The organism is Bacillus sp. FSL R9-9834, from assembly GCF_038006905.1.
GTDB lineage: Bacteria > Bacillota > Bacilli > Bacillales > Bacillaceae_G > Bacillus_A > Bacillus_A pacificus.
This window is the reverse complement of sequence record NZ_JBBOWD010000001.1, coordinates 2318386-2341999: the sequence shown is the minus strand read 5'-3', so window position 1 is coordinate 2341999 and position 23614 is coordinate 2318386. Positions and strand designations below refer to the sequence as shown.

General features: G+C 32.4%; 24 protein-coding genes. 8 read left to right on the top strand and 16 right to left on the bottom strand.

Annotated elements, in window-relative coordinates; translation table 11 throughout:
* Window positions 1–32: 32 nt before the first annotated feature.
* The 7 genes from MKY00_RS12090 to catA all read right to left on the bottom strand — a co-directional run bounded on the left by MKY00_RS12090 (window position 33) and on the right by catA (window position 7059).
* Window positions 33–236 carry a hypothetical protein gene (locus tag MKY00_RS12090; protein ID WP_000636762.1) on the bottom strand — a complete coding sequence of 68 codons (204 nt, stop codon included), beginning with the start codon at window positions 234–236 and terminating at the stop codon, window positions 33–35.
* An 80-nt stretch (window positions 237–316) separates the two neighbouring features.
* Window positions 317–1702 carry an FAD-dependent oxidoreductase gene (locus tag MKY00_RS12085; protein ID WP_000802653.1) on the bottom strand — a complete coding sequence of 462 codons (1386 nt, stop codon included), beginning with the start codon at window positions 1700–1702 and terminating at the stop codon, window positions 317–319.
* Between the two features lie 183 nt (window positions 1703–1885).
* A complete protein-coding gene (locus tag MKY00_RS12080; protein ID WP_000658770.1) occupies window positions 1886–2206 on the bottom strand; it encodes an ArsR/SmtB family transcription factor in 321 nt (106 codons plus the stop codon).
* Between the two features lie 294 nt (window positions 2207–2500).
* On the bottom strand, window positions 2501–4315 hold the full coding sequence (locus tag MKY00_RS12075; RefSeq protein WP_000778951.1) for an ATP-dependent nuclease: 1815 nt from the start codon (window positions 4313–4315) through the stop codon (window positions 2501–2503).
* A gap of 304 nt (window positions 4316–4619) precedes the next feature.
* A complete protein-coding gene (locus tag MKY00_RS12070; protein ID WP_074585747.1) occupies window positions 4620–5132 on the bottom strand; it encodes a GNAT family N-acetyltransferase in 513 nt (170 codons plus the stop codon).
* A 139-nt stretch (window positions 5133–5271) separates the two neighbouring features.
* A complete protein-coding gene (locus MKY00_RS12065; RefSeq protein ID WP_016717467.1) occupies window positions 5272–6198 on the bottom strand; it encodes a GNAT family N-acetyltransferase in 927 nt (308 codons plus the stop codon).
* Between the two features lie 216 nt (window positions 6199–6414).
* Entirely contained in the window at window positions 6415–7059 is a 645-nt protein-coding gene (catA, locus tag MKY00_RS12060; protein ID WP_016717466.1) for a type A chloramphenicol O-acetyltransferase, read from the bottom strand.
* A gap of 200 nt (window positions 7060–7259) precedes the next feature.
* On the opposite strand from catA, the gene MKY00_RS12055 reads away from it, so the two are divergent.
* On the top strand, window positions 7260–7442 hold the full coding sequence (locus MKY00_RS12055; protein WP_062822458.1) for a DUF4021 domain-containing protein: 183 nt from the start codon (window positions 7260–7262) through the stop codon (window positions 7440–7442).
* Window positions 7443–7484: 42 nt separating this feature from the next.
* On the opposite strand, the gene MKY00_RS12050 is transcribed toward MKY00_RS12055, so the two are convergent.
* On the bottom strand, window positions 7485–9716 hold the full coding sequence (locus MKY00_RS12050) for an MMPL family transporter (RefSeq protein WP_016717465.1): 2232 nt from the start codon (window positions 9714–9716) through the stop codon (window positions 7485–7487).
* A 116-nt stretch (window positions 9717–9832) separates the two neighbouring features.
* On the opposite strand from MKY00_RS12050, the gene MKY00_RS12045 reads away from it, so the two are divergent.
* Entirely contained in the window at window positions 9833–10456 is a 624-nt protein-coding gene (locus tag MKY00_RS12045; protein WP_073530888.1) for a TetR/AcrR family transcriptional regulator, read from the top strand.
* A 187-nt stretch (window positions 10457–10643) separates the two neighbouring features.
* Here MKY00_RS12045 and MKY00_RS12040 read toward each other — a convergent pair whose 3' ends face one another.
* On the bottom strand, window positions 10644–11036 hold the full coding sequence (locus MKY00_RS12040; protein WP_016717463.1) for a GNAT family N-acetyltransferase: 393 nt from the start codon (window positions 11034–11036) through the stop codon (window positions 10644–10646).
* A gap of 662 nt (window positions 11037–11698) precedes the next feature.
* Between MKY00_RS12040 and MKY00_RS12035 the strand changes: the two genes are divergently transcribed.
* The 3 genes from MKY00_RS12035 to MKY00_RS12025 all read left to right on the top strand — a co-directional run bounded on the left by MKY00_RS12035 (window position 11699) and on the right by MKY00_RS12025 (window position 13762).
* The gene (locus MKY00_RS12035; RefSeq protein WP_016717462.1) at window positions 11699–12139 is read left to right on the top strand and encodes a MarR family winged helix-turn-helix transcriptional regulator; all 441 of its coding nucleotides are present in this window, start codon (window positions 11699–11701) and stop codon (window positions 12137–12139) included.
* Between the two features lie 37 nt (window positions 12140–12176).
* Window positions 12177–12998, top strand: coding sequence for a class I SAM-dependent methyltransferase (locus MKY00_RS12030; protein WP_016717461.1), 822 nt, complete (start codon window positions 12177–12179; stop codon window positions 12996–12998).
* A gap of 407 nt (window positions 12999–13405) precedes the next feature.
* The gene (locus MKY00_RS12025; protein WP_016717460.1) at window positions 13406–13762 is read left to right on the top strand and encodes a PH domain-containing protein; all 357 of its coding nucleotides are present in this window, start codon (window positions 13406–13408) and stop codon (window positions 13760–13762) included.
* A 156-nt stretch (window positions 13763–13918) separates the two neighbouring features.
* On the opposite strand, the gene MKY00_RS12020 is transcribed toward MKY00_RS12025, so the two are convergent.
* Window positions 13919–14404 (bottom strand): hypothetical protein, encoded by a 486-nt coding sequence (locus MKY00_RS12020; protein WP_016717459.1) that lies wholly within the window; start codon window positions 14402–14404, stop codon window positions 13919–13921.
* Window positions 14405–14606: 202 nt separating this feature from the next.
* Between MKY00_RS12020 and MKY00_RS12015 the strand changes: the two genes are divergently transcribed.
* Window positions 14607–15197, top strand: a complete 591-nt coding sequence (locus MKY00_RS12015; protein ID WP_016717458.1) for a DUF2441 domain-containing protein — start codon at window positions 14607–14609, stop codon at window positions 15195–15197.
* Window positions 15198–15283: 86 nt separating this feature from the next.
* Here MKY00_RS12015 and MKY00_RS12010 read toward each other — a convergent pair whose 3' ends face one another.
* From MKY00_RS12010 to MKY00_RS12000, 3 genes are all read right to left on the bottom strand, one after another.
* Window positions 15284–16150, bottom strand: a complete 867-nt coding sequence (locus MKY00_RS12010; RefSeq protein WP_016717457.1) for an MBL fold metallo-hydrolase — start codon at window positions 16148–16150, stop codon at window positions 15284–15286.
* A gap of 108 nt (window positions 16151–16258) precedes the next feature.
* Entirely contained in the window at window positions 16259–16888 is a 630-nt protein-coding gene (locus tag MKY00_RS12005; RefSeq protein WP_016717456.1) for an immunity protein Imm33 domain-containing protein, read from the bottom strand.
* A 48-nt stretch (window positions 16889–16936) separates the two neighbouring features.
* A complete protein-coding gene (locus tag MKY00_RS12000) occupies window positions 16937–17707 on the bottom strand; it encodes a class I SAM-dependent methyltransferase (protein WP_016717455.1) in 771 nt (256 codons plus the stop codon).
* Window positions 17708–17861: 154 nt separating this feature from the next.
* Here MKY00_RS12000 and MKY00_RS11995 point away from each other — a divergent pair, with 154 nt between their 5' ends.
* On the top strand, window positions 17862–18599 hold the full coding sequence (locus MKY00_RS11995; RefSeq protein WP_016717454.1) for a ZIP family metal transporter: 738 nt from the start codon (window positions 17862–17864) through the stop codon (window positions 18597–18599).
* A gap of 81 nt (window positions 18600–18680) precedes the next feature.
* Window positions 18681–20381, top strand: coding sequence for a pyruvate oxidase (locus MKY00_RS11990; protein ID WP_000467237.1), 1701 nt, complete (start codon window positions 18681–18683; stop codon window positions 20379–20381).
* A gap of 43 nt (window positions 20382–20424) precedes the next feature.
* Here the strand turns inward: MKY00_RS11990 and MKY00_RS11985 are convergent, their stop codons facing one another.
* The 3 genes from MKY00_RS11985 to MKY00_RS11975 are packed head-to-tail and all read right to left on the bottom strand — an operon-like array spanning window position 20425 to window position 23610.
* Window positions 20425–21426 carry an ABC transporter permease subunit gene (locus MKY00_RS11985; protein WP_016717453.1) on the bottom strand — a complete coding sequence of 334 codons (1002 nt, stop codon included), beginning with the start codon at window positions 21424–21426 and terminating at the stop codon, window positions 20425–20427.
* A gap of 1 nt (window position 21427) precedes the next feature.
* Window positions 21428–22294, bottom strand: coding sequence for an ABC transporter permease subunit (locus MKY00_RS11980; protein ID WP_016717452.1), 867 nt, complete (start codon window positions 22292–22294; stop codon window positions 21428–21430).
* A 53-nt stretch (window positions 22295–22347) separates the two neighbouring features.
* A complete protein-coding gene (locus MKY00_RS11975; protein ID WP_016717451.1) occupies window positions 22348–23610 on the bottom strand; it encodes an MFS transporter in 1263 nt (420 codons plus the stop codon).
* Between the last annotated feature and the right edge of the window lie 4 nt (window positions 23611–23614).

Here is a 23614-nt window from a genome sequence, read left to right as displayed (position 1 = left end):
TCCCCCTAACTTCCCTTACCATTACACTACTTTTAATATATTTTCCTTAGATCCCGATAAGCTTCAAGGAAATTTTGATAAGTGTGCTCTCCTAAACTATCCTCTTGGAGTCCGAACATATTTTGAAAAATATAGTCTTTTGCTTTTTCAACGCTATATTGTTGGGTATTCATAATTAACCGTATATAGGCCAAAAAATAATCCTTTTTCAAGCTACCTGCATGATTAACAATCATTTAATTGGTTTCTCCCTTCAAACTTTAGAGTTGTTGTAAGGAGAAATAATATAAAATACTCCTCCTTACAGTACTGTTCTTTAAGAACATGAATTTGTTCCACAGCATGAATCATTGACTTTATTAGGTTTTAAATTTACGCTACAAACACCAGTCTCCGGCAAATCAAGTTCAACTTTTTGTGCTGATTCATAGTTTCCAGTAAGATATGCGACGATGGATCTAACTTGTTCATAACCTGTTGCCATTAGAAATGTCGGTGCCCTACCATAACTCTTTGAACCTACAATGTAGAAGTCTTTTTCCGGTTGGCGAAGTTCTTTTTCACCATGAGGTCGAACTGTACCACAGCTATGCAAATTAGGATCAATAAGTGGTGCTAATGTCGCTATGCTTTCAGTAGCAGAATCAATAGAAGTACGGATTTCACTTATTATAGATAAATTAGGGCGATTACCTGTATTTACAATCATCTCATGAACATCATTGACTTTTATTTCTTGTTCTTCTTGATGACCTACAATGTCCATTCCATCCTTTGTTCTAGCTACGCGTTGAATTTTATATGGTGTGATTACTTCCACACTTCCTTCATCAACTAATTGATGAATACGGCTACCTAAGGCTCCACGTGCTTCAAGGGCATCTTTCTCCTCTCCACCATAGGCTTCTTCCACACGTTGTTTCCTCATAATCCAAACAATAATAGTTTTTGGATTGGATTCTTTTAATTTAGCTAACTCCAATAAAGTATTGATTGCGGAATGACCACTTCCAACAACAGCTACACGCTTATTTGCATATCGTTTTTGCTCTTTTCCTAAAATATCTGGAATTCCATAAAAAATATGCTCGTTAAGGGATTTTTCTTCTTTCAACCAAATACCATTAGAATTTGCCGGATTCGGATTTCCCCATGTACCTGAAGCATCTAACACCGCTCTAGCTTCATAAATTTGAAGTACACCTTCTTTTTCTGTGTAGATCAAGAATGGCTTTTTTTCACGATTCGCTGTTTTCATTTTATCTACATTTTTCTTACCTATAGATAGTACTTTAGTATTCAAATGGATGAATGGTTTAATTTCTGGAAGGTTCGCAAGTGGCTGTAAGTATTTTTCTACAATTTCTTTTCCTGTTGGTAATGCTTTTATATCGGGTGCTTCCCAACCAGACTGTTCAAGGAGATCCAAAGCCGCTTTATCTATGTTATATTGCCAAGATGAGAATAGTCGCACATGACCCCATGTAAGAATGTTTGATCCTATATTTTCTCCAGCTTCTAATAAGATAAATGACCCACCATGTTTTGCTAAGTGCGCTGCCGCTGCCAACCCTATGGGTCCTCCCCCAATAATGGCTATTGGTAACTGTTTTAATCTCTTCATATCAATTTTGTTTTGTATTCTTTGATTTTTCGTTCCACAACACTCTTGTAGTTTGAATGAAAGTTGAATAGGTTTCATGAAAAAACCTCCTTATTTTCTCTAAATTTATTAGTGTAGTTTCTAAATTGAATTCTTTAAATCAAAAAAAATTGATTTAAAGTCCAGATTGATTATTCAAGTTTAATCACTTATCAAAATGTTATATTAATCAAAAAAAATTGATTAAATATATATTAAAACGCTATTTCGTCCCCACCAAAGTTATGACATGGGACGAAATATACAGCATAATTGCTCAGATAATAGTGCGTCTACTTCTGTTTTATTAATGTCATAGTAACTCCATGTTCCTTTTGTTTCTTTTGTAATAAGATTCGCTTCCAGTAAAAGTTTTAAATGATATGAAAGTTTTGATTGTGGTAGTTCTAGAACACCAGTTAAATCACATACGCAAGTTTCTCCACGTTGGCACAATTCGTACAAAATGTGTAACCTTTTTTGATCTGCCAATGCTTTAAACTTCTTTTCATACATTTCAAAGGTTCGGGTAGTTGATTGAGTGTACAATTTAATTTCTTTCATGGTAATTTCCTTTCATCAATTTTTTTTGATGTTTTTATTGTATGTTAAAAACTTTTACTTTACAACATATAAATCAAAAAAATTGATTTATCATTTAACATAAAATAAAAAGCATGACATTAATCTGCATGCCTTTTACTTTATAGTTAGATAAACTAAAACCTAATCGATAATTTCTCCATTCTTGTACAACACATTCAAAACAGAGTATAAAGCATTTTTCTCATATAAATACTTATACTACTACCTCAAAATATTTTATTGTTAAATATATCAAAAAACACTTATTATATTTTATTCTGCAGATATAGGTAGTTCTTGTTGGCTACTATTTTCCATCCATACAGATATAATATATTCATCATCCTTTGGAGCACTCCATTCGCTTTTTGCTTGATTTAAGTTCCCCCAACTATAGCGTTCTAATAAGATGGAGTTTTTATGATCTATTTCTTCTGTTAGTACTATGCCATAAGAAGATTTAATGATATTTAATAATCCAATAGGCATCTCTTGTAATTCTTTATCTTTCAAATATTCATATGCTGCAAATGATTTTGAACTTCCTTTTACATAATCATGGGGCATTTCTTCTTCAAAAGTATATTGAAAAACAAATTTTTTGTTATTTTTAATCTCGCAAAGCTTTTCTATTTTATGATTTAAAGTTAACACTTTCTTTAACGCTGCAACCGTTTTGGTCTCTCCTTTTTTATTGAATTCAGTTATATCATAATCATGTATACAAGTGTATTTTATTCCAAAGTTATTAAGCACATTTAGAACTATATACATCGTTCCCTTACCTGCACAATTAACTACTGAAGTCCTATCATATATTTCTCTCTCTAGCTCGCCATTAACAACTAGTTTTTCCCCAATTAATTTTAGTGCAATTACCTCCGTGTCCCCCTCCACTAAAATAACATTTTCAGCAAAGAATATTTCATTTATATATGGATTAAAGCGCAATAATGCTTGGAATTTTTCTTTTTCTTGGAGAGGAAGTCCATATATATTTGAATCCACTTGATTTGCTATAACATTTTTTTCATGATTTAAAGAGAGTTTTGCTAGCGTTCTATGTGGCTTTGCTAAATCAATAAAATTTGGAGAATGAGAAGTTGCTAATACTTGGAAAAACCCCTCATCTGCTAAACTATACAATGTTTCTTTAAACACTCTTGCCAAGTGAGGATGTAAATATAGTTCTGGCTCCTCTATAGCTATAATTAAAGGTCTATTTATTCCTTTTTCTTCACCCTGGTATTTTTTCATATACATTTTAAAACCTTTAAGAATTGATAGCATAAAAGTACGTTGCACACCATTACCTTGATGAGTCAGAAGAGTTTCTAAGCCATTGTAATCAAAATTTGGTTTTAATGATGTACTAACTATTTCATCTAAAGGATTTATATCAACATTAAACTTAATCTTAGTTGCAGTCACTTCCTTCAAAAATCCTTGAACCTCTTCTTCAAAATATTGAATTCTCTCATTTTCATGAGAATTAATTTTATCTTGTAAAAGTTTCGTTTTTTCTTGTGCCTCCTTATACTCATCGAGTCCTTTTATCACATCTTTATATAGAGCATATAAAGTTTTCATATAAGGCGAGTTATCCTTAATATCATCACTTGCATTCTTTACTGCGGGAATATAAATAACTTCTGGGAAAGCACTTATAAAATGTGTACCATTGTTTCCACCACCCATCTTACCATTCCAGCCTTCTTCTCCTAAATCGTGTTCTTCATTTCCTGTCAATTTTGATGCTCTCTCAACTTTTTCCCCATATGTATATATAGATCTGACTATAAATTTTCCTGAAGGTTCATGGATAGAAGCCCTTATTCCATGGAGGTTAATCTCTGCTTCAGTCAACTCTGAAAATGTGGCATGAAAGGTAATCGGAGTAGATGTATCATGCCTATAATATAAATTTTTATCCAGCTTTGAGTTACTTGACCCAAAGGTACATAGAGCTTCTAAAACAGTACTCTTACTGCAATTATTCGGCCCAATTATAATCGAAATATTTTCTATATCCAAACTTAGTTCCTTTATACCTTTAAAATTTCGAATCGTTAATTTAGTTAACTTCACTATTCTCCCTCCTCTATTATCAATATATTATCATTTTTCGCCTAACAAAAGTTTTATTTTTTTAAAATATTCAGTTTTTTAACGCATTTTTATTACTTTGAAATTGTTTTTATTTAAAACTCTGAGCATAATAAAAAGCATGACAATTATATATCATACTTTTTATTATGTATTATTTTCTCTCACCTTCACAATAAGTCCACAACGTTGTTTTGAATTGTATAACTTTGTTTTGAATTGTAGTACTTTCTTTTAACATGTACAACTTTCTTTTAACATGTACAACTTTCTTTTAAGTTCACAACTATCCATTATGTACGATTAAACCGTCAGGTCTAAAACGACTCATCATAATTTCATTAATAAACTTTCCGTGAGCCTTCAAATTTCCTATCTTTACTCCCTCTTCTACAAATCCTAATTTTTCATATAGAGATTTCGCTTTCGGATTCGTTTCTAAAACACCTAGTTCTACTCTCTCTAACATTAACCAATTATCCGCTAAATCAATCATTTTTGTAAGAAGAGCTTTTCCAATGCCTTTATTATGATATTCACTATCTACCCCTATAAACAAATCACCCGAATGAGATCTACGTCCAGGGCTTTGGGTTAACCCAACAAATCCTACAACTTCCCCATCATACTCTGCAACAAATTCAAATTGATTTGAAGCTAAATTTCGAATTCTATTTTCCATCGCATCTACACGCATGCTAGGTAAGAAAACCATATAAGGTAATACGTCATCTTGTATGCATATACGGTGAATCGCTCTAGCATCTTGTATTTCTACCGCTCTTACTATGATCGCCATATTTCCCCTCCTCCATATTTACAATAATACATTCTATCCTCCTGTATGAAACCCCTTCTCTTCTGGATTTCTTTATGTTATTTTTACATAATTATTCCGGAATAATATTAGATTTACAAACTCCTTATCTACTCAGGGGTTAACTTTTTACTTTATTATATAACGCAAGCAGTTTTTCAATTGGAATACCATTTATTTTCATACCGGTTATATCACAATTTTCTATTTCAATATTTTTCAAATTACTATTATGTATTACAGTACCTTCCAAATCACAACTATCGAATAAAATAGATTCCTTCTCATCTCTAAGACTTGTATTTTTGAATTGCACTCCACCTAATGTCACAAAATTAAATTTACTACCGGAAAGATTTAAATCTGCAAATAAAGATCTTTTAAAGTTTATATTTCTAAACTTAGATTTACTTACATTACAATTACTCATATTCATATGCATTATATTACTACCAACAAATGCACTATTTTTTAAATTTACTTGATAATACTCTGTATTTTCCAAGTTACAGTTTTCGTATTGGCTATTTTTCATGTCTTTATTTTTAAATACAATTTCTTTGTTTGAGCTCGTCCCTATTCTTTTCACGTAACAATACTCATCTTCTGATTCAAAAATTGTTTGGTAGCCCATCTTTTTATAAAAATGGTGATTATTAATTTGTCTACTCGATGTTTCAAGATCCCAAACCCTTATGCTTGGATATTCCTCTTCTATTAATTTAATAACATTTGATCCAATCCCTTTCCCTTGATAAACAGGATCTACAAAAATACGATCAATTCGGCCATATGATTTACCTGAGATCGTAACTATAATTCCCCCGATTATTTTTCCATCCATTATCACTTTGTAACAATTCAATTCTTCGATTGAATATCTCATCATTTCTACTGAAGAATACCCTGGTGGTTGGATGTTATAGTCAATAACATCACCTTGACCACATAACCATCGTTTTGCTTCTTCATCAAATGTTCTTGTCATTATTTCTGTTAACTTTTCTGCATCTAAAATTGTAGCTTTTTCTATACATATTATTGTCATTTTTGTTTTCCCCTTTATTATTACAAGATAATATTTTTTTGTAAACAATACAGTTATAAAATAAAGAAAATTAAAATTAATCACTCTACTTATTATTAAACTACAAATTAACCTATATTTTCCACTGTTCTTTAGATAAATAAAAAAGAGACCATGCAATATAAACATGATCTCTTCTATTATTTATTTTCACTTGTATATAATTAAAAATTAGTTTTATTTCAGCCACTCGTTGCAACTATTACTTAACGCCTGTAAATCCTCTATAAATCGACTTGCATGATATCCATCACAAACCGAATGATGAACTTGCAATGAAACTGGTAGCATAACCTTATTTTTTTCATTAAAATATTTCCCACAAGTTATAATAGGTAATAGATAATCAGCATCATTATTAATATTAAATCCAGTAAAACTAGTCCAAGGTATGCTAGAAATCGGAAATACATTAGGCGGAATATTTTCTTTCGTGAAAAGACCATGAACATTAGCATAGTTTCTCATATCGTCTTCATAATTTTTATAGAAAGTGCGGAAATCACTTGAATAATCCGTCCAAATACTTGAAAAAGACTTATCATCTTTATGAAAGATTGTATAACTCGGTATCATTTCCTCCCAATAGCCTAAAACTCCTTCATCGTTAAAACATGTTCGAAAATTTTTATGATTATTTACTACTCTAGAAATTAAATATATAAAAACGGGATAAAATTTTATTCCCTTTTGATATACTTCCTCTAATAACATCGTGATATCAACATTAACAGTCATACTAAATGTACATTTCAACTTTAAATAATGCTCAAAATACTGCTCTCTATTCCAATCTTCTCTATCCATTACATGAAACTTCATTTTAATATCCTCCTAAAATTTTCTATTTATTTTAGAAGGCTAATTTCCTTGCTTTCACCATAAATGTTCACTCCTAACAGTTTACATTTCACTCTAATTGTTTATTTAATTATATAACATCTATAAGAATCCATTCACATATTTCTGGAAATCCATCCACATACTATAAATAAATCAAATGAAATTTGGAGGATTCATACATGAATAACAAAAATGTAAATAAAAAAGAAAATGTTATCGAAAACGCTACACCTATTCAAAATAATACTACTGCAAATCTTAATATCGAAGAGCAAGCAATGAACGGCTTATATGGAATGCCAGAAACCGCTATTGAAGATGCTGATCATGCTACATCTGATGATTTGACTTCAAAAAATTAATTACATTGAAAGAGCCAAGGAAAGTATCCTTGGCTCTTTCAACTACGCATCCACTTTTTGTATCTCTTCATTCTTTCTTGAAAGTTTCCCTGGCCAAAAAGCAAAGCGGCCTAACACGACTGTGATTGCCGGTACAAGTAATGGTCTAACAATAAATGTATCTAATAATACACCAATTGCTGTTACAATACCAAACTGAACTAGCACTTGAATTGGTAGTGTACCTAACACAGCAAAAGTTCCAGCTAAAATTAAACCTGCGGATGTAATGACACTACCGGTTTGTATAACGCCATTTTTTACTGCATCCAAATGATTTTGTGTCTTTCTGTTTTTCCATATTTCTGAAACCATAAAGATATTATAATCTTCACCTAAAGCAACTAAAAATACGAATGCATATAACGGTATTGCGCCTTGAATGGCTGGTGCTCCCATACCGAAGTGAAGTAATATCCATCCTGCTCCTAATGCAGAGAAAAATGATAAAACAACAGTTACAATTAAATAAATCATCGCGACAATTGATCGTAAGTAAACAAGTAATAATAAAGCTATAATACTAATCATTACTGGAATAATAACCGCTTCATCACGCTCTGTAATTTGCTTTGTATCATATAATGAAGCTGTTTCTCCGCCAATCCATAGTTGATCTTCTGCATTTCTAACCCCAGCATCTTTTAATACTTTTTCTACACGAGTTTTCAATTTAGGGATTTGATCTAATGCTTCAATTGAGTATGGGTTTTCAACTAAAGAAATCTCATACATTTTAATTTGCTTATTTTCTTTCCCCTCTTTTGGCTCTTTCACTGTTTTTACGAAAGAGAATTTCTCTAGTTCTTGTTTAATAGGAAGCTCTTTTCCTTTCGTATCAACAACAACTTTTACTGGCGCTAGTTCACCAGCTGAAAAATGATCACTAATTAACGTAAACCCTTCGCGTGAAGGCATATCCTTTGGAAACGATTCTAATAAGTCATATGTGTATTGAATACGTGGTACAAATGAAGCCAATCCACCTAATACAAATACAGTAAGCATAATGATTGTCCACGGTCTTCGTACTACTACATCTCCAAGTTTTTTACTAAAGGCACCTTTTGATTTTTTAACTTTTACGACTCTCTTTTTCTTTCTTGTAAATTCCTCATTCATCGAAGTTGTTCTCGGTATAAATGGGAAGAATGCGGCTCTACCGAAAATTAATAATAAAGCTGGTAAAATTGTTAAAGCAGCGATTCCCATAATGAATACAGCGACACTAAATGGTACTGCAAATCGATGAAAGGCACCATAATGAGCAAGCAATAATGTGCCTAATCCAAGTACAACAGTTAATGCACTCATTATTATAGCCCCACCAGAAGCTTTAATTGCAAGTTGAAGCGCCTTATATTTGCTTTCTTCTTCTAACAAGTACTCCCGATATCTCGAAATTAAAAATAAACAGTAGTCCGTTCCAGCACCAAACAATAGTACTGTCATAATTGATATCGCTTGGGCATCTACTTTAATCCATCCGTGATCAGCTAAAAAACCGAGTGTAGGACTAATAATACCGTATGCAAAGCCAACAACAAGTAAAGGTAAAATTGCTAAAATTGGTGAACGGTACAGTAAAATTAATAGAACCAATACGAGAAGTACTGTAGCAACTAACAGTTTTACATCAGCTTGACTAAATAAGCTAACTGCATCCGTTTGAATGCCAACAGGTCCAGATAATCGAACATGTAAACCAGCGTCACTAATTTTTCGTTTGAATGGATCTTCATCGACTTTACTATTCACTATGTTTCTTAAATCTTCAAGGTTTCCTTTTAATATATCTGTTCCAGCCGACTTGTTAAAAAATACCGGTGTAACAAATGATGTACCATCTTTTGAAGCACTTTTTGCTAATACTTGTTCCGGGATTGTATCAAATGGTGGTAACGTTGATTGTTCCTTTAAAGGACTAGCTTTTAACTCTTTATAAACGTCTTGTATGAGTTTATAATCTTGTGACTGTAATCCACCATCTCTATACCATACTACTAATAAAGGATTCCCTGCATTATTCGGAAACTCTTTTTTCATAAGTGCTTCCGCTTGCTGTGACATAGCTGTTTCGGGTAAATTTTTCGGGTTCGGTTCTTTCGTACTATTTACTTGTGGTAACGTAAATGAAAGTAATAATGTAATAAGAATCCATACCGATAAAGTGATCCATTGCGTATTTTTACCTGCTACAAGCCTCCCTAACATATGTAACGGGTGCTTTTTCATAAAAAACCCACCTTCCTTTTTTCCTCCACTATTAATTATATATACTGGTCGGTTAATTAATCAAGAATGAATAAAAATTATGTTATAATTATCTAAACAATACATGTCAGGAGCGAATGGATTTGGAACAAAAACAACGCCCTCTTGGAAGGCCTCGTCAAAATAAAAATACAAAATCTACAAAAGAAACCATTTTAGAAGTTGCAACTCGGTTATTTCTTACTCAAAATTATCAAGTCGTTTCTATGGAGGAAGTAGCAAAAGTTTGTGGTGTTACGAAAGCAACCGTCTACTATTACTATTCAACAAAAGCAGATTTATTTACTGCTACTATGATTGAAATGATGATACGTATACGAGAGAATATGTCTCAAATCCTTTCTACAAATAAAACGTTACAAGAAAGGTTATTGGATTTCGCTAAAGTCTACTTACACGCAACGACAGATATTGATATGAAAAATTTTATGAAAGATGCAAAACTATCTTTATCTGAAGAACAATTAAAACAATTAAAACATGCTGAAGACAACATGTATGAAGTATTAGAAAAAGCACTCGATAATGCAATGCAACTTGGAGAAATACCGAAAAGAAATGCTAAATTCACTGCTCATGCATTCGTATCTTTATTATCAATTGGAAATTTTAAAGATGAAAATGACAATCCTATTATTGTAAATATAGATGAATTAGCAGAAGAAATCGTTTCGTTTTATTGGAACGGTCTAGTTCACTAATATTAAACTGCTTTCCTTTAATAAAAGGGCATGTTTGAATTTTTTCAAACATGCTTTTTTATCATTTAAGTGTTTTATTTATATGTCAACAATTAGACTACACCTTAGCATCTATTATCAAACAAATATTATCTTCAACTTTTACAAATTTTTAAGTTGAATCTTTATATTCTCCTTTCTAATACCGCTATCGTTTAATATGTTTTGTCATCCCAATCGAGAATGCCTCAAATCCTATAGATTCATAGTAAGATTGTAACGATTCTACACAGATAAGTTGAGGAATAACTTTTCTTTGTTCACACCGCTGGATTAACCGCCCTACCATTTTAGATTGATACTCTGGCAACACGCAAACACCACAAATAACGCCTGTTATTACACCATCTGATATAATACGCCCCATTCCTACTAACTTTTTATCATCAAATACATAAATTGCATACCAACTTTGTTTACACATTTGTTCTAATTCATTCACTGTTAATTTAAGAGAATTCCATCCTAAAGATTCATATAAAGCTAATAATTCAGTAAAATTTGTAGGATGTTCACTTGTATAGTGTATACTATTTTTCATGTAAACACTCCCTTATTCTATATTTTGTTAATATTCAGTAAAATTCCTCTTATGAAAATTGCGATTGGCGTGAAAATAACTAGAACAAACTTCAATAAGAAAGATAGAATTCCTTCTCAACATATAGTGAAACTTTAATCAACCCTCAACAATCGGACTTTTACGGGCAGCCCCACCCCCACCTAACTTCTTTGCTTTCGCTAAATTTTGAGGGGGGTCTTACTGCCCATTAAAGCGTGATAAAATAAAAAGAAGTTATCTCACTAGAGATAACTTCTTTTATATAAGACTCTCATTATATTATTAACCAAAAATTATACAACTGCATACGATTAGCACAAACAAAACCAATAAACCATTTGAGAAATAACCCATTGAATACTACCCCTTTATTAAATTATGTAAAAGATTTTATCATAAAATGATTTACAACATAATAACTGAAAAAGACATTGGATTCATTAGTTATATGTATTTAGTAATATTTTGTTTCCGTTCATATTCTCCTCCCCTAAAAGCATCCCTTATGCTCTTTTATTTTAATTCATTTAGTTTCAAAAATAAAAATAGTAAAAAATAATTTACTATTTTTAATTAAAACATTTGATTAGCAATAAAAATAGTAATAAAATATTTACTAAACGCATAAAGGAAGTGAAACAATGACCCAAAATGAATTATTAAATGAATACATGAATTTATTATTAAATATGTCGGGTACTTTCAAATTACTATCGGAGAAATCCTCTGAATTTACACATTTAGAGCAACACGTAGTAGAGTATATCGCCCAGCAAAAGGTGCCTGTAAATTTAAAAATGATTGCTAGTTATTTAAACATACCTAAACAGCAATTAAGCGTAACAGTACGTAACTTAGAACAAAACGGATACATTGTAAAAAAGCAAGATACGGTGGACAAAAGAGCTATATTAATCTCTCTGACAGAAAAAGCTGAAAAAGTACATTATGAGAGATGGAAACAAATATATAATAATTTCACTCACAATCTTGAAAACTTAAGTGAAGAAGATCAACGGGATTTAACTTACGGATTGTATAAAACAAATAAAATGCTCTCAAAAATGTTAAATAACGATTAAAAATATAAATAATTTTTTATTACACGGAGGCTGTTTCATGGTTAAAGAAATAGATATACATTCAGTACAAGGTACGATGCTTATTCCGTTATGGGGACGTGCGTATGGCAGTGAGAACAATAAAGATATTTTAGATGATACGGAGGCAATTCGAATTATTAAAGAGTGTAATTTTGACTTCTCAACAATAGCAAATACATTTGGTGAATACGGATGTATTACTTACATTACCCGTGCACGAAAAATTGACGATATGATAAAACAATTTATAACAAAAAACCCTAATGCTACTATAATAAATATCGGTTCCGGACTAGACACTACTTTTTCTAGAATTGATAACGGAACGATACATTGGTATAATCTTGATTTGCCCGATGCAATTTCCTTTCGCAAAACTTTAATTGAAGATACATCGAGGAATACTAGTATAGCTAAATCATTTTTTGATACTTCTTGGTTTGATGATATAAAGTATGATCCAAATGACGGCATTCTTTTCATATCAGCAGGTGTATTTTATTACTTTAAAGAAGAAGATTTAAAAAAGATCATAGTCGCTATGTCAAAACGATTCCCTGGAGGCGAGTTATATTTTGACGCTGAATCAAAATTCGCACTGAATCTTTCAAATGCTACAGTAAAAAAATCTGGTAATAATGGCGCTCTAATGTATTTTTATATAAATAATCCAAAGACATTAGAAAAATGGTCTTCAAACATAACAGTATTAAGCTGCTCTCCTTTCTTTAAAGATATACCTACAAATAAAGATTGGGATGGTAGTACGCGTATAATGATGAGAATTGTAAACTTAATAAAGATGTTGAAGTTTGTTCATTTGCGGTTTAAGAAGTAATATATTAACACTTTATATAGTCAACTCCCCACTTAGTATCTCTTAACGAACTGAATTGAGTGGGGGATTTTCTCAGTTCAAAGCTCCTTATAACTACCAACGAAGTTGTCATAGAAAAGCTGCGCTAATTTTCTCTGTAACATGTTCCGCCAACTTCATCGCTTCTAACTAAAATATCTTTGCATTATGGTACACACACATACACCACTACTCCTTGTTTTTTATTGTACAAAAACTAGAAGGCTTCCCCCCCCTCTCTTTTCATCCCTTACATAAAAATCAGCACTACATATTTCCATTCTAAAGGGGTTTTTTGATTATAGGATGTAAAATCAAAAAAGATTAATATATGATAAACTAGATATGAAAACTTTACACTTTACTTTCAACAATAAGGAGGCCTGATCATGAAGGCGAATCTAGAAACAATAAAAGAACACTTAAACAGTGAGGAAGATATTCTTTCTACACTCTACTGCGTAATACATTTTGGTTATATGAGCAGATCTGGTATTTTAGCTGCTACAAATAAAAAATTATTGTTCTGCTCTGATGCCATGTTTGGAAAAGGACTGAAATGGGAATTCGAATACACTGAAATAGAAGATTTCGGTCATACGGATGGAGTTGTATTAGAGATGTCTGCGATCCCCTTTATCAAAAAAATAACTATGAACTATGGAGACGATTTTATTGTATTTGACAATTTTTCAAGCCCTCAAAACGTACAATCCTTTTTTGATTTGGTTCAATCCAAACAATAATCCTATCAATGCACATATTCTTACATATATTATATTCCTTGGCACGGTATAGCTTATAGAAATGTAAAAAGAAGGTTGCATTTGCAACCCTCTTTTTACATACCACAGAGTAAATTAGTATTATTTAATTTTTATAATCGAATAATAGGAATCGATTTACACTACTTTTACAACTTTATTCTTCAAAACAATCTTTCCAAATAAAAAACGAACAAGCGGCCCCATAATAATTAATTGCAATGGATACGCCATAATGAAGTTTTTAATAAAAATTGAAAAATACATTGAAACGAATGAATCGCCATGTAGTCCATTATGTAAATACATCATAGCCATTCCGTAAAAAGACATAAAGAATACCATTCCAATGACCATAAGTGTCGCCATCGTAATAATAATATTTACTTTTTTTGACTTATCAAACGGTAACGCGAATACTATTTTTTTCGCACAAGGTCCAACGATACATATTTCAATTAATAGTGCAATAATGAATCCAATTAATAGTTCTAACGCAATCTCCTTAATATGAAGTAGCCCCCCTGCTCCGTTCAGTAATAAGTTATAAAACGTCATTACAATAACCATCCCAAAGCACATCATCATACCAAATTGGAGGTTTTCTTTTCTTGTAGTTGGCAAAATTCATCATCCTTTCTCTTTGAGTCTTTGTCATTATATCGATATTGGAAACCCCTTCGTAAGTGAACATTTTGTGAACAAATTTTAAACGCTTTCATATTTTTCTTTACTTTCATCTCAACTTCTCACTTTTACTTATAAAGGTTTTATATATTTCAATGTTGAATTACTACATTTAAACATTACTACTAGGAGGAAAACCATGAATGAACAAGGATTTTTCGTATATCATATCGTAACAAGGAAAAAAATGAAGATCGGACAAATCATTCAATTTAATAAAAATCAAACGAATACGCTATTCCACTTCTTTTTTGAAAGAAAACATTTAAATTCTAGTGGTAAAGATTCTATGCAAATTTTAAAAGAGCATTATACAAATGAAGAATTACATATAAAGAATGAAAATGCTACAGTAGTTATGAATTACATGGATCAAACAAGTAGAGCCATTAGAGAAACGATTGTGGAAATGGTTAGACTGCAAGAATATCCTAATTATCCGTCAAGATTGTCTTGTTTATATGCTGCTAAAAACTATGAAGATGCTTTAAAATGGAAAACATTATTTGATTCTTACAATCGAGAAGTTTTGCAGATTGTTAAACTACGAGTAATCGGAAATTCTTTTGAAGGTGACGGGAATCTTTTACCGAAAGAAGATGCTATTCCTTTTTCTCAAAAAATGGAACAAGCTAGAGAATATTGGAAAGGAAATGTGCATAACGAACTCCCTGAGCTACTCATTAATGGCGAAATTGAAGTAGTCGAGATTATTGATGACTTTTCATAACTTCAAATTTAATTTCAAAAAGAGTATTGCACTTACTCTCAATACTCTTTTTGTGTAATTTAATGCTATTTGATTAGATTTGTATTTTACAGATTATTCATTTCATAACCATTTACAAAAAACGTTATTGTTTCTAATTCATCTTCATTTAATTCTCTATCTATGTCTCGTTTATACGCTTCCTTTATCTTCCCTTCATCGCCTTTATGTATTTCAGTATAAGTTCCTACTGTTTTTAACATACGAATCTCTTGTAAAAACTCCTCTCGATTTATCGCTTCCCCATGAGAGAGAATATATGTCTCAGCATCAAATTTTTCTAATTCATCTATTAATGCAAACGTTCTTTTCGTCGTATAGTTCCACTTCGAAGAAAAAATATCTGCATATATACAGTCTCCTAAAAACAATATCTTTTCTTCTTTTATGTACATAACAACTGAATCATGTGCATGATCTCCGCCCACATGTTTTAACACGCAGGTCACCTCGCCAAGGTCTAATTCAATTTGATCCTGGAACGTTAAGGTTGGAAGAATAATTTTAATATTTCTCGCTTTTTCTTCAAACTCTTTTTTGATGCAATCCGCACAAAATGCAATTTCCGTACCCTCTTTTACGCGTGCGTCCAACGCTTCATCTGTCCATTCATAAGATACTATTGCCTGCATTTCTTTTTTCGTTTCAGCGTGTGAAATAGTTAATGCATTCTGTAATACAGATAATCCAAAAATATGATCCCAATGCCAATGCGTTAGTGCTACAAAATCAGGATTCGATACATTTTTTTCTTTTAACATTTCTAAAAATAATTGTGCATGTTCCTCTGAATTCCCTGCATCGATCATTAACGTTTTTTCTTGTCCAACAACCATTCCTAATATAGGTCTATCTGTTTCAGAAACTGGTGTCATATACCAAAATGAGTTTCCTATTTTTTTAATTTGTTGCATCATTTGTTCCTCCATTTACTATTACTCTCTTGAATTATTATCTGTAGAACCTTTATCAAGCACATAGGGTGAAATTATATTGCTTTCTTTAAAACGTAATAACTTTTTCTATCCATTTAAATAAGTATCCCAATCATAGTCTTCAATCTTATAAAAACTACCTTTATCATTTCTTTCATATGCACATAAAGGTGGTTCCTCAAGAAATTTCAAAATAGTATCATCTATATTCAATATGACTCCAATTGAAATAATTTGAAAGTTTTTAGGATCATTCACATAGTCATCACTTTCATAGCCACTTAAAATTGACCAACCAGAGTCACCTTCTTCTCTTGCATCCTCTTTAAGCATAAAGTTAAATTCTCTTTTTTCAAGTACATCATTACTAACAATTACCTTCGTATCAAAATAAAAATCCCAATCTTTTGAAGATGAATCGTCATATTCCGTATCACATATATTTTCAATCCCAAATGAAATTTTATCACCTATTTTTAAATCTAAGCGATATGGTTCATTGCTCAGTTCCCCTACAAACTTCTTCTCATTTCTTTCAATGATTTCAACCCACATTCTTTCACCATTAAATCCATCTTCTTCCTCATTTTTAGATACAAAAATTAGCTTTACCAAATCCCCAACCTTTAATTTCTCCAACACTTCTGAGCTAGGAAGGTAGAATGTATAAGGCGCTTCTTTATTTAATTCATAAACATTATCTAAGTACCAAGTCATTTTTTCCTCTCCTTAAAGGCTTTTCACATTCATATTTTTAAAATAATACTATTTTTTCTTCCGGCAGACTACTACCATAGAATAGCAATCTTCCCCTAACTCATTGCCCTCCCAATCATTATATATATGTAATAATTCAAAACCATTCGCTACTAATAATCTTTCTAACTCCTGCGGGTACGTATAACGAAGGTCTATCGTTGTTTTTATTTCCTCTACTAGAGTATCGCCCTCATAAAACCTTCTTGTTGTTATGTAATGCTGTATTTGCTGAATTGAATCGTATGTCATTTCAGTATATAAATCACATTTCCTACCCTTTTCATCATTAACAGTTGTCCAATATTCTTCTGTAGATGGTTGTATTAATTCTTCTTTTGAAGGGAAACGTGTATCGAATATGAATATACCATTCTCAGCTAACACATGATGAATAGATGTTAATAATTGATTTTGATGAATATTTGTAAGGAAATGCTGGAATCCATGCCCCACCATAAATGCTAGCGAAATGGTATCTTCAATGTTCAATTGTAAGCAGTCTTGTTGTAACCATTTTACCTTCTTACAATCCGTAGTTTTTCTCTTCGCTTCAGCAAGCATGCCTTCATGTATATCTACACCGATCATTTGATATCCGTTTTCTATAAATGGAATTGTAATTCTTCCTGTTCCACAAGCAATATCTAGAATCCATTCATTTTGTATATTTAGTTTTTGTGCCCATGATAGTAAGAACGGAAAATCTGACAAACTTTTATTTTCAATATCATATCGTTTTGGATTTGCGTATTCAGATAAACTCCATTTTGTTTGCAAAATTATTCCTCATTTCATATTTACACTTAAATTTAATATATAAATTATAACGAATTATTAGTTTTTTCTCTATAATCAAACACAATTACTTGGACTAATCTAACTTTCCTTTTCGTAAGCTAAAAATAAGGTGGAAGAATCGGAGTGTGATACGATGGAACGATTATGGATTCCTATGATAGTTACATTTTTTTCATTCGGTGGCTTATTATTAGGCGGTGCTGTTGGCATTGCTACGCGCCAGCTAATTGAAGAAAAAATGCATCGTTTATATGCATTATGTGGCGGAATTTTACTTGGGCTTTTATCCCTTGAAATTATTCCTGAAACATTTTCAAGCTATGAAATGATTGGACCTATACTTGGTATAGCTATCGGTATTTTAATTATGAGCTTATTAGACAACTATTGTCACCATCCAATGATACATAAAAAAAATCAACAGGCATGGCAAACCTTCCTTTTTCTCTCTTTCGCTATATTTATTCATAATATACCGAGTGGATTTGCACTAGGTACAGCTTTTATTAATCATGCTGACTCTGCCATACCTTTTTTAATAGCAATCGTCGTTCACCATATTCCTGAAGGCTTAGCATTAATCATCCCCTTTCTCTTTACAAAACATAAATATATTTCATTTTTATTAACAACTTTATTACTTTCTCTTATTCTCGGTACCGGTACGGTTTTTGGTATTTTAATGGAAGGAAAAGCGCTTCATTTACAAGGACTCATTATGGGGAGTGCTATCGGTTCCCTTGGCTATGTTACAATTCATGAAATGCTTTGGAAGGCAAAGAAACAGCTTTCTTTCCTTACATTTTTAATGTGGGCAACTAGTGGATTTTTATTAATAACAGTATTTACACTATTTACTGGCCATCATTAAAGTTAAAAATATAATCATTTGTATATTTTTCCTGTTTCTCCAAAACATAATGTTATCTACCTACTATAAGGAGGAACAATTATGTTTGGGAAAACGGCCGGTGAAGCACTAGTTGATTTGTTAATTGACTGGGGAGTAGAACACATATACGGAATGCCTGGAGATTCTATCAACTCTATTATTGAAGCTTTAAGAAAAAAACAAGATAAAATCAAATTTATTCAAGTTCGCCACGAAGAGGCTGGCGCATTAGCAGCTGCTGCTTATGCGAAATTAACAGGGAAACTTGGTGTTTGTATGGCAATTGCAGGACCTGGAGCTATTCATTTATTAAATGGTTTATATGATGCGAAACTCGATAAGGCTCCTGTGCTAGCAATTTCAGGTCAAGTAGAAACTGATTTACTCGGAACGGATTTTTTCCAAGAAGTAAACTTGGAAAGAATGTTCGATGATGTCGCGGTTTATAATCAGCGCATTATGTCAGCAGAACAACTACCAGCTGTCGTGAATCAAGCAATTCGAATGGCTTATACGAAAAAAGGTGTATCTGTTCTTACGATTCCAGATGATGTTCCAAAATTTGAAGTAAAAAATGGTGCTCGTGTTACAAACACTTCTTTTACTTTACCTGAATTATTTCCGCAAAAAGAAGATTTAGATGCAGCGAAACTCGCAATAAATGAAGCGAAAAAGCCTGTGATTTTAGCTGGAAAAGGTACGAAACATGCGAGAGAATCTTTACTTGCATTGGCAGAACATATTGGTGCTCCAATCGTACTTACATTGCCAGCTAAAGGAATTATTCCTGATGAACACCCTCTTTGTATTGGTGGATTAGGATTAATTGGCACGAAACCTTCTTATGAAGCAATGAAACATGCAGATACTTTAATTATGGTTGGTACTTCCTATCCGTTCACTGGTTTCTTACCTGAAAAAGCAAAAACACTCCATATCGATACCGATCCGGCCCAAATCGGAAAACGGTATGTAACAGATATCGGCTTAGCTGGTGATGCTGATAAAACATTAAAATGGTTACTTGAAAATGTAGAAAAACATGAGGACCATTCCTTCTTAGAGCATCATCAAGAAATGATGAAAAAGTGGGAAGAAAAATTACACAATCAAGAAGACGATTCTTCTACTCCTATTAAGCCACAACGCGTTATGCATGCACTGCAACACGTAGCTCAAGATGACGCAATATTATCAGTCGATGTCGGAAATGTAACAGTATGGACAGCAAGGCACTTCCGTATGACAAATCAACAATTTATCATTTCTAGCTGGCTTGCAACTCTTGGCTGCGGTTTACCTGGTGCACTCGCTGGAAAAATTGCTTTCCCGGATAAACAAGTATTTGCGGTTTGTGGAGACGGTGGTTTTGGAATGACAATGAACGATTTCGTAACAGCTGTTAAATATAAACTACCAATCGTTGTCGTCGTTTTAAACAATAATAAAATCGCCATGATCAAATTCGAACAAGAAGTTATGGGGAATATCGAATTTGGTACAGACTTAACAAACCCTGATTTTGCAAAATACGCGGAGGCGTGCGGAGGTATTGGATACCGCGTTGAAAATTTAGATGAACTACTTCCTGCTTTCGAAAGTGCAGTAAAACAAAGTAGACCATGTATTATCGATGTAGTTGTAGATGCTAATGAAGCACCAATGCCAGCAAAAATCACATTTGGTCAAGCAGCTGGTTATACGAAGCATATGATAAAAGAATTATTTGAAGAAGGTAAGATTGATTTACCTCCACTATAAACAAAAAAGATAGCTGAAAACGATTTGTCTTCAGCTATCTTTTTTATTTTTGTATATCTCTATAGAAAGAAAAATCATTCACAGTAGATTGTACTTGTTTCTCTTCCTTTACTTCTTTATCCTTACTCCTAGGCATTCTTACATTTCCTAGTTTAATCGCATCTTGCATACTATTACTAACTAGATTTCCTGCGAGAATTGTCATACTGTAAAAAGCAATCGGTATAAGTACAATCCATGTATGAGTAGTTAAGTGACGGAAATTTTGACCAATTAGACCTGTCCATTCCTTTGTTACACTATCTGCATCTAATCCAAATAATATCGTTCCACCAAAAAACAACTTAAGTAATCCAAGATGTAAAAGAAGTAATAGTACACTTACAAATTGTTGAGCTACTAATAAAAGAAATGATGGTAACATATGCGGCCATATATGGCGCTTCAACCTCTGCCACTTACTCCCGCCGAGCACAGTAGCTGCCAACATAAATTCTTCTTTCTTAATACGTTTTACTTCTTGCGCTACATACAACATCACTGTTGGTACAGCAAGACATACAAGAACTATAATTTGAAATGCTACCCGCAAATACAACGGCACAACTTCTGCTCCACTATCAAACGTTAAAACTTCATTTAACATAAAATAAGAAATCATAACCATTGGTACAATACTAAAAGGATCAAAAAAGGATGAAATAACTGGGAAAGAACGTTTACCATACATACCAAGAAGTAAACCAATCCCCCCTCCAACTATAACCCGTAAAGTTGCTATAATTATACTTGCACCAACTGTCCATTTCGCGCCTTCTATTATTAATTGAACAAGGTCACGTCCTTTCACATCACTTCCAAACCAAAATTTACTTGATGGTGCAAATGGAGCTGCTTCTAATTCTCCTTTTTCGTTATACATCATCGTAAGTTCGCGAATATTCCCATCAAAAAACAACGTATATCCAATACTAACAATCATTAGCACACTCAAAAAAGTAGTACCTATCCAAAATCTCACATCTCTTTTTACAACTTGCCACATATTACACACGCTCCTTTATAACATTTTGTAAGAACGTATGTAATAAACGAAATAGTATAAAAAGCGGTACGTATAATATTACTAGACTCACCGTAAATATTTCTAATTTCGAATTTTCTTTTACAAAAACAAACATACCATATGTATTGAAAATCCATTCGATAATATATAAATTGGAAAGCATAAATAAAATATTTGTTTTCGCGTAATAAATTGTCGTTAATAAAACATTTCTTGAAATATGATGTGTCAAAATATACCGTAAGCTTAGCCCTTTACTCTTAGCAAACAAACTATAATCTTTCTCTAATTCTTCTTTAAACCGTAATAACAACAGTTTAATAAACAATAATGTTGTTGGTATTGTAAGACATATAATTGGTAACAAACGTATCCTTTCTTCCCCTAATCCAGCCAGTTTGATCGGCATAAATCCTGTTTTTTGAAACATAATTACGACAAGAAGTTGCGATAATAAAATAAGTAATATATCTGGTATACTCTCAAGCGTAAGAAAAATCCCGTTCCACATTTTCTGTTTCATATGAGAACGCTGTAATACCCAAACAACAAGTATATACGCTATAAGCAAAGATAGTAAAAAAGCTGATAGAAATACAATCATCGTTTCAATATAATGAATCCATATTTGCGGAAATAATTTTCTTGAATCCCGAAATCCATATGTAATTTCACCCGGTTGAAATAACTTCCCTCCAAGAAATACAATCGTGTTCCAAAAACCGATTAAATCAATTTGTAATCCCTTAAATAAACGCGGTAGCGCTCCTAGGCAGATTATACATAAAATTGCAGCTACTAGTTGTAAACAAGTAATCCCACACCACTTAACCATTCTCATCAACATAACGATTTCCCCTTACCGTTCGATAGAATATTCAGAAACAAAAACTAAATATATCACATCTCTTCAGCTACAGCATGTACTCGCTTTTGCCCACTAGGTAGAATAGCTTGATATAAACATGTAACAAATAATAATAAACCAAATAAAATAATATACAATGTATCTGCACGAATCCATTTTGGGAATAACATTGCTATCGCACCGAGAGATAAAAGCTGGAATCCTGTCGTTAATGGACTAAGTAAGCTTTGTACACGCCCCATGAATGACTCTTCTACAATTTCATACATCCAGCCCATGATTGCAACATTAATAAACGGTAAAAAGAATGTCGCAAAAGCGATACATACGTAAAAAGACCATACGTGGTTTACAAAGTAACACATACCGAAAAAGACCCCTGAGCCCGCCATACCAAATACAATAATAGGTTTGGGTGCATATTTCTTACCTACACTTGTTGCTACTATACTTCCAATTAGTAATGAAATCCCTCCAACTGCACCGCCCACCATCGCTAAACTTTCATAAGTTGCTGGTGCCAATTTGTATTTTAATATGTAAGTAGTAGATACGCTTAAAATACCATTTAATAGTCCAAACACGATAAATCCTAAAAGTAATTTTTTTAAAGTTTCATTTCGATATATATACTTGATCCCTCCTTGAAACTCTGTTATTAACATCTTCAAATTAACTTCTTTCCATTTTGTTCTCCCATTTGGTAAACGAACTTTTTCTGGAATGGAGATCGTTTGAATTAAAATACCACTCATAATAAAAGTGAGCGTATTTACTAAAATGCTCCCGTAAATTCCAAAAGTCCAGTACACCATCGTTGCAATTCCTACACCAAACAAAGCATACAAACTATTTACCATTTGATTCACACCTGCTGCTGCACCGTATTGGTCTGATTCAACTACACCCTGTATCATCGACTGTTCTGATGGAGAGAAAAATTGTATACATGCATTTTCCAAAAATAAAAATATGAAGACAAGTATAATCATCCCGTAATAAAGCGAAATTAGAATTCCAATATTACAGAACGAACAGCATATGTTACTTACCGTACAAATACGCTGTCTATCAAAACGATCCACTACTGTCCCTACTAATAGAAAAAAGATTAATGCAGGTAATGCCATCATAATTTGTGTCATCGTTGCGTAAACTGGTTGTTTTCCATATTGATCTAGCAAATAAAACATTAAAGAAACTCCAGCAATCATAGAACCGAGTCGCTCTAAAATATTCGCTAGAAAAAAACGCGCATACACTTTGTTGCGAAATAACTGTAACATTTCTTTCATACTT

What these genes read in the sequence shown, in the direction of transcription:
- MKY00_RS12090 (WP_000636762.1), bottom strand. Translation starts at nt 236, where the DNA reads ATGATTGTTAATCATGCAGGTAGCTTGAAAAAGGATTATTTTTTGGCC.
- MKY00_RS12085 (WP_000802653.1), bottom strand. Translation starts at nt 1,702, where the DNA reads ATGAAACCTATTCAACTTTCATTCAAACTACAAGAGTGTTGTGGAACG.
- MKY00_RS12080 (WP_000658770.1), bottom strand. Translation starts at nt 2,206, where the DNA reads ATGAAAGAAATTAAATTGTACACTCAATCAACTACCCGAACCTTTGAA.
- MKY00_RS12070 (WP_074585747.1), bottom strand. Translation starts at nt 5,132, where the DNA reads ATGGCGATCATAGTAAGAGCGGTAGAAATACAAGATGCTAGAGCGATT.
- MKY00_RS12065 (WP_016717467.1), bottom strand. Translation starts at nt 6,198, where the DNA reads ATGACAATAATATGTATAGAAAAAGCTACAATTTTAGATGCAGAAAAG.
- catA (WP_016717466.1), bottom strand. Translation starts at nt 7,059, where the DNA reads ATGAAGTTTCATGTAATGGATAGAGAAGATTGGAATAGAGAGCAGTAT.
- MKY00_RS12055 (WP_062822458.1), top strand. Translation starts at nt 7,260, where the DNA reads ATGAATAACAAAAATGTAAATAAAAAAGAAAATGTTATCGAAAACGCT.
- MKY00_RS12050 (WP_016717465.1), bottom strand. Translation starts at nt 9,716, where the DNA reads ATGAAAAAGCACCCGTTACATATGTTAGGGAGGCTTGTAGCAGGTAAA.
- MKY00_RS12045 (WP_073530888.1), top strand. Translation starts at nt 9,833, where the DNA reads ATGGATTTGGAACAAAAACAACGCCCTCTTGGAAGGCCTCGTCAAAAT.
- MKY00_RS12040 (WP_016717463.1), bottom strand. Translation starts at nt 11,036, where the DNA reads ATGAAAAATAGTATACACTATACAAGTGAACATCCTACAAATTTTACT.
- MKY00_RS12035 (WP_016717462.1), top strand. Translation starts at nt 11,699, where the DNA reads ATGACCCAAAATGAATTATTAAATGAATACATGAATTTATTATTAAAT.
- MKY00_RS12030 (WP_016717461.1), top strand. Translation starts at nt 12,177, where the DNA reads ATGGTTAAAGAAATAGATATACATTCAGTACAAGGTACGATGCTTATT.
- MKY00_RS12025 (WP_016717460.1), top strand. Translation starts at nt 13,406, where the DNA reads ATGAAGGCGAATCTAGAAACAATAAAAGAACACTTAAACAGTGAGGAA.
- MKY00_RS12015 (WP_016717458.1), top strand. Translation starts at nt 14,607, where the DNA reads ATGAATGAACAAGGATTTTTCGTATATCATATCGTAACAAGGAAAAAA.
- MKY00_RS12010 (WP_016717457.1), bottom strand. Translation starts at nt 16,150, where the DNA reads ATGCAACAAATTAAAAAAATAGGAAACTCATTTTGGTATATGACACCA.
- MKY00_RS12005 (WP_016717456.1), bottom strand. Translation starts at nt 16,888, where the DNA reads ATGACTTGGTACTTAGATAATGTTTATGAATTAAATAAAGAAGCGCCT.
- MKY00_RS11995 (WP_016717454.1), top strand. Translation starts at nt 17,862, where the DNA reads ATGGAACGATTATGGATTCCTATGATAGTTACATTTTTTTCATTCGGT.
- MKY00_RS11990 (WP_000467237.1), top strand. Translation starts at nt 18,681, where the DNA reads ATGTTTGGGAAAACGGCCGGTGAAGCACTAGTTGATTTGTTAATTGAC.
- MKY00_RS11985 (WP_016717453.1), bottom strand. Translation starts at nt 21,426, where the DNA reads ATGTGGCAAGTTGTAAAAAGAGATGTGAGATTTTGGATAGGTACTACT.
- MKY00_RS11980 (WP_016717452.1), bottom strand. Translation starts at nt 22,294, where the DNA reads ATGTTGATGAGAATGGTTAAGTGGTGTGGGATTACTTGTTTACAACTA.
- MKY00_RS11975 (WP_016717451.1), bottom strand. Translation starts at nt 23,610, where the DNA reads ATGAAAGAAATGTTACAGTTATTTCGCAACAAAGTGTATGCGCGTTTT.